At 58.5% G+C, this 4,941-nt stretch carries 3 protein-coding genes; 1 reads left to right on the top strand and 2 read right to left on the bottom strand.

What is annotated here, in order from left to right:
- Positions 1-672: 672 nt before the first annotated feature.
- Positions 673-2,145: a hypothetical protein gene (locus H5U08_RS10120; protein ID WP_297032657.1), complete on the top strand. Its 1,473-nt coding sequence runs from the start codon at positions 673-675 to the stop codon at positions 2,143-2,145.
- A 121-nt stretch (positions 2,146-2,266) separates the two neighbouring features.
- Here the strand turns inward: H5U08_RS10120 and H5U08_RS10125 are convergent, their stop codons facing one another.
- Together H5U08_RS10125 and H5U08_RS10130 are read right to left on the bottom strand one after the other, a co-directional pair.
- A complete protein-coding gene (locus tag H5U08_RS10125) occupies positions 2,267-3,640 on the bottom strand; it encodes a Gfo/Idh/MocA family oxidoreductase (RefSeq protein ID WP_297032659.1) in 1,374 nt (457 codons plus the stop codon).
- Between the two features lie 750 nt (positions 3,641-4,390).
- Positions 4,391-4,941, bottom strand: a 551-nt coding sequence (locus tag H5U08_RS10130) for a right-handed parallel beta-helix repeat-containing protein (RefSeq protein WP_297032660.1), incomplete at its 5' end; no start/stop codon positions are given.

The raw sequence follows: 4,941 nt of genomic DNA on the forward strand, positions 1-4,941 counted from the left end.
CAGGGAGTAATGGTCGTGTTTCTCGACCGCGTTCCCCCAGGCGCTGAGTGCAAAAACGACTGCAAGACTGATCGCCCCCATTCCTCCGAGCACTCTGACGATGCCGCGCGCTTGACTGAAGGTGTGACACATGGCAGGGTAACCTCCGCTCAGGATGAACGACCTTTCACATGACGGAAACTGAAATCGTGGCCACGCAGGACGGAAGGAGATTTCCCGTGCCAACGGGCACGAGAGTTATGCACGCATATCTTCCAAACAATCACCTGGAAAAACATAGGCTACCGATTCGGGTGATGCCAGGGATCTCGAATGGGCGGCCTCTCTAGGCTTCAAAAACGTGCGCCAATGATCGTTTAATCATATCCGGCACACACACGCTTGCCACTGTATTTGTAAAAATTTTTGCAGTTTGTGTAGACCGTCTGTTTCCGTTACTTTGTGCTGAAGACGGGCGTCCAACGCCAAAACTCTAGTTGCCGGATGGAGAAGACTTGCGTTATCCGCAAAACTCCCCTTTTCTGCCAGGATTGCCCGAAGATTCTGAGAAACTTTGACGATTCTAACGATTAGCCCGAGTTGTCCGGTTCGATTCGAACTGCCGCTTGGGTCAAATGCGGTAACCGACATTTTTGCAGGTGCGCGGCTTTCCAGCGAGACAGCAACCCGACCATGTCCGACCCCAGGAGTGAGCAGAGAACGGCCGTTCCGGAAAAGGAATCGCTCGCCAGCGAGGCGACGCCGTTGGGGCCTGAGCGCATGGTCTCCGCGCGAATCGACCCTGCTCATTCGGCCCGGCCGGAACCCAACTCTGCCACTCACAACCGCGCCGAAAAGTCGGCCGATCATTCCGAAGAAAACACCTCACCTGTGGAAACCGGGGCGGTTCCGGAGCTCCTTCTGGAAACCGACGAGCCAGGGGAGATTCCGGTCACACAGGAGCGTCTCCGCCGGCAGGCACGGCAACTGGCTGAGTATCTGCGGCGTCGTCAGGCCGATCTCGACCGCCGGGAGGCGCGCTTAAACGCCCAGCTCGCGCAATTGGAAAACGATCTGCGGGCAAGTCGCCTTTTCCTCTCGGAGCGGCTCGCGGAATGGGAAGAGAAACGACGGGCTCTGGCAGACGAGGCGGCCGCCGTTGCTCGTCGCCGGGCAGACCTGGGAGAACGCGAGGAACAGCTTCAACAGCGGGAGCACCTTCTCGCACAGTGGGAAGAAACGCTCCGCCGACGTGAACAGGAGTTGCGGGATCGGGAAGAAGAGCTGGAACGGCGCAGAAAAGAGCTGCTCCAGCGCGAGGCCTCCGTCCGTTTGCGGGAAGAGGATCTCTCGGCCCTGGCGGTCCTTGTGGAGCCGAACTCGACGACGCCGACCGAGGCTTTGCCTTCTTCCGGGCTCAGGTCGTCCCACTATGAGGAGGCCGAGTTACATCAGTTGCTGGAGGAGGCCAGGAATCTGCTCGGGGAACTGCGGGAGGCACGCAAACGTTTCCGCCAGGAAGAGCGGCAATGGCGCCGCCGTTGGGCGGAGGATCAGCGTCGCGCGCTCGCCGAGCTCGAAGAGCAGAAAGAAGCGCTTCGGCGTCGCAGTCATGCTCTCGCCCAATTCCATGAAGAACTCGTTCAGCTCCGGCGGGAAATCGAGGCCAAACAACTGGCGGCGCTGGAACACCACCTGGCCGCTCGAGAGGCGATCGCCGCAGTCGATCCGGACAAGGTTGCAGACATTACTCAAAAAATCCTTTCCCTTCGCAAAGAGCGCGAGGCTCTTCTGCAGGAACAAGTGGAGCGACAGGAGGAGAAGGAGCGAAAACTGGCAGAACTCCATCACCGGACGGAAGCGCTTTTGAAACAGGTTCGGGAGGAAAAGACCCGCCTGGAAACCGCTGTTGCCACGCGATGGGAGGAACTCGACCAACTGGCCCAGCAGTTGGCCGACCAAAAGCGCAGACTGGCCGAACAGGCGGCACGGCTTGCCGAACGGGAACACGCGTGGCGGCTGCACCGGCTCGGCTACCGGGCTCAGATCAGAGACCTCCGCCGCCAGTTGCGGGAAAAGTCCGAACGTGGTTCGACCGCCGTCCTGCCTGCGCAGGCGAATTCTTGCGAAACATCACCCTCCGCATCTAGTTCGTCGGACGGATAGACGAACGTGCTGGCTGGTCTTGTGAAGGTTGAAAAAAACGGGATCTAGACCACACAGGCCAGATCCCGCCAAATCGTATTGCCGTTTTTCTGTGAGTTAAAGGCACCGTCGCCTTGTCGCATCAATACTCGCGATCGGTTTTGATGCCGGGCATCGGCTGCGGATACATGCCGAGGCTCTCATCAAACTGCACCGGAGCCGGCGAATCGTCGGTGAATTTATCAACATCCGGGGCCAGCTCATGGGGATGATTGAGGGCCTCCTCGTAGGTCACGATGCGGCCGAAGTGGGCGGCCATGCGGCCCATGGTGGTCACCAGGCTGGCCTGGACGCCGCGCTCCACTTCGTTGTACGGCTGATCCTTGATGATCGCCTCGATGAGGTCCACCCATTCCATCTGGTAGGGATTGGGTTCCGGCTGCGGGAACGCCCAGATGAGTTTGTCCTGACTGAAATCCTGGCCGGTGAACGTGCGGACCCGGCCGGGGGTGTGGGCGGATGTGGAGATAATGCAGCAGCCCTTCGTCCCATGGCCGTAGCTGGCGAACTCGTTGTGGCAGCCGGCCATCTGTCGGCCGAAGTAGAAGAGCTTCGTTCCGTCGGGGAAGGTGTATTCCACGGAGTACGTGTCGAAATTCTGATCGACGGCATCGCCGCGATAATGTCGGCCACCGAGTGCGTGGGCTTTGACAGGCCAGGCGCCCTTCATCCAGGAGCATTCGTCAATCTGGTGGATGTAGAAATCACTGTACACGCCACCACTGGCCCAGATGAAACTGTGGAACTGGCGGATTTGGTAGCGGAGTTCGCTGATGTTATCGGGTTTGCGGCGGATATTGGCGGCCGGGCCACCCATTCGATAGGCGTGGAAGAACTGAATGTCGCCGATTTCGCCGTCCTCAATCCGCTTTTTCAGTTCCCGACGTCCGCGGCAGTGGCGAACCATCAGGCCCACGCCGACTTTGAGATTCTTCTCCACCGATTTTTTACCGAGTTCGAACATCCGTCGTGAGGTGGGACCATCGACGGTGACCGGCTTTTCCATAAAGACATTGACGCCTTTTTCGATGGCATACGTGAAATGCACCCAGCGGAAGGCGGGCGGGGTGGCAAAGATGGCGACGTCGCCCGGCCGCAGACAATCGATGGCTTTCTTGTAGGCATCAAACCCCAGGAACTGGCGCTCTTGGGGAACATCGACCTGATCGGCATACTGATCTTTGAGGCCTTTGTAGCTGCGGTTGAGACGATCTTCGAAGACGTCGGCCATGGCCACCAGTTTGATCGGCACGTTGAGAATTTTCTGGACGGACATGGCGTCGCGGGCGGCTCCCGTTCCCCGACCACCGCATCCGATGAGGGCAATCTGGATGGTGTTGTTTTCTGCCGCGTGAACGGCGGGGATGGCCGTCCCTGCCAGGGTAGAAAGAGCGGCGACCTGTCCTGTGGTCTTGAGGAAGTTCCGTCGCGTCGTGCCGTGGGTCTTGTCCTTCATGCTGATCCTCCCGTCGTTGATAATGGTTGGTCCGAGAGACTTACCGTCCGAAATTCCGATATCCCGTGCCACACGCGGAACGATTCGTTGCCGCAAAAGGATCGGGCACGAGACTCTGCCTGTCCATGCAATTGACGCGGAGAGCTCGCCACGCGCGGGAAAAACCGATGGATTCATTGTCGCCACCGAAGGAGGACTGTCAATACCGCGGAACCCCAAGTGATCCCCTCTTTTTCTACGGCCTTTTCAGAGACGATCACGCGCCGTGGTAACTCCGCGGGATTGCCACCATGTGGTGGACTCCCGAATTGGGTAATCCGCTGATTGTTTCTTGACGCCACCGGGACCTTCTGGTCGCCTCTTGAGCGACTCGCGAGCGCTTGAGAGTTGCCCAGGCCATGACGTTGTCTCCCGCTTCGGGTGAGTAAAAAAGAGGAGCTCATCGGCGGGGCCCACGGAGATCGCATGGGGACATCCGTCGTGGCGGGAGGGAGTTTACGAAGCACTTCGATGTTGCATTTCGGCGCCTGGGTGCGGCTGATTTGTTCATCGTGTGACTGTTCACACTCCGGCTTTGGCCGAAAGGTCTGATAACGCCCATGGTCGGTGGCAGAGGGAACTTTCATGGCCGTGCAGACGGAGAAAGCCCCCCGGAAGAGAAACTCACTGGCCAGACTAGACGCCGCGACTACACCTTTGCACGGTCCTCACAAAGGTCGCAGGAACTCAAACCAGCGGCAGTATGACCTCTCAGTGACGCGAAGGAAATATCATGTCGAACAAAGTGCGGGCTAAACTCCCAATTGTATAACCTAATGTCTCTGGGTCAGGAAGAAGACGAAGAAGGAAGCGCAACAAGTACCACGCAAGCACTAGGCCTGTCAGGGTGCCAAGGAACACAACCCAATCAACGTGTTTGATCGGAGAGTGCTCCAACAAATTCCAAAGGCGCTTCAAGAAATATATCGCGTCTTGCTCGGACTCCAGGGAGGGTTTGGCCCCATCAGCAATGAAAAAATCGTGCTCGCCGTTCTTTCGACACACATTGTTCCGGGCCGTGCCACCAGCGTTATCGAAATAGGCGATGCCACCGAGTTGATTCTCCTCGCAGGTGTTGCCCTCCAGTGTGGGCGCCGCCTCGGCCCAGACCCAGATGCCACCGGAGCCGTTCTTTCGACACACATTGTTCCGGGCCGTGCCGCTAGCGTTTCCGAAATAGGCGATGCCATCGTGTTGATTCTCCTCGCAGGTGTTGCCCTCCAGTGTGGGCGCCGCCTCGTCCCAGACCCAGATGCCACCGG

Source organism: Thermogutta sp. (genome assembly GCF_014359955.1).
Taxonomy (GTDB): domain Bacteria; phylum Planctomycetota; class Planctomycetia; order Pirellulales; family Thermoguttaceae; genus Thermogutta.

Bases quoted from the DNA above. Each gene is read 5' to 3' on its own strand.
- H5U08_RS10120 (WP_297032657.1), top strand. From the start codon at position 673: ATGTCCGACCCCAGGAGTGAGCAGAGAACGGCCGTTCCGGAAAAGGAA.
- H5U08_RS10125 (WP_297032659.1), bottom strand. From the start codon at position 3,640: ATGAAGGACAAGACCCACGGCACGACGCGACGGAACTTCCTCAAGACC.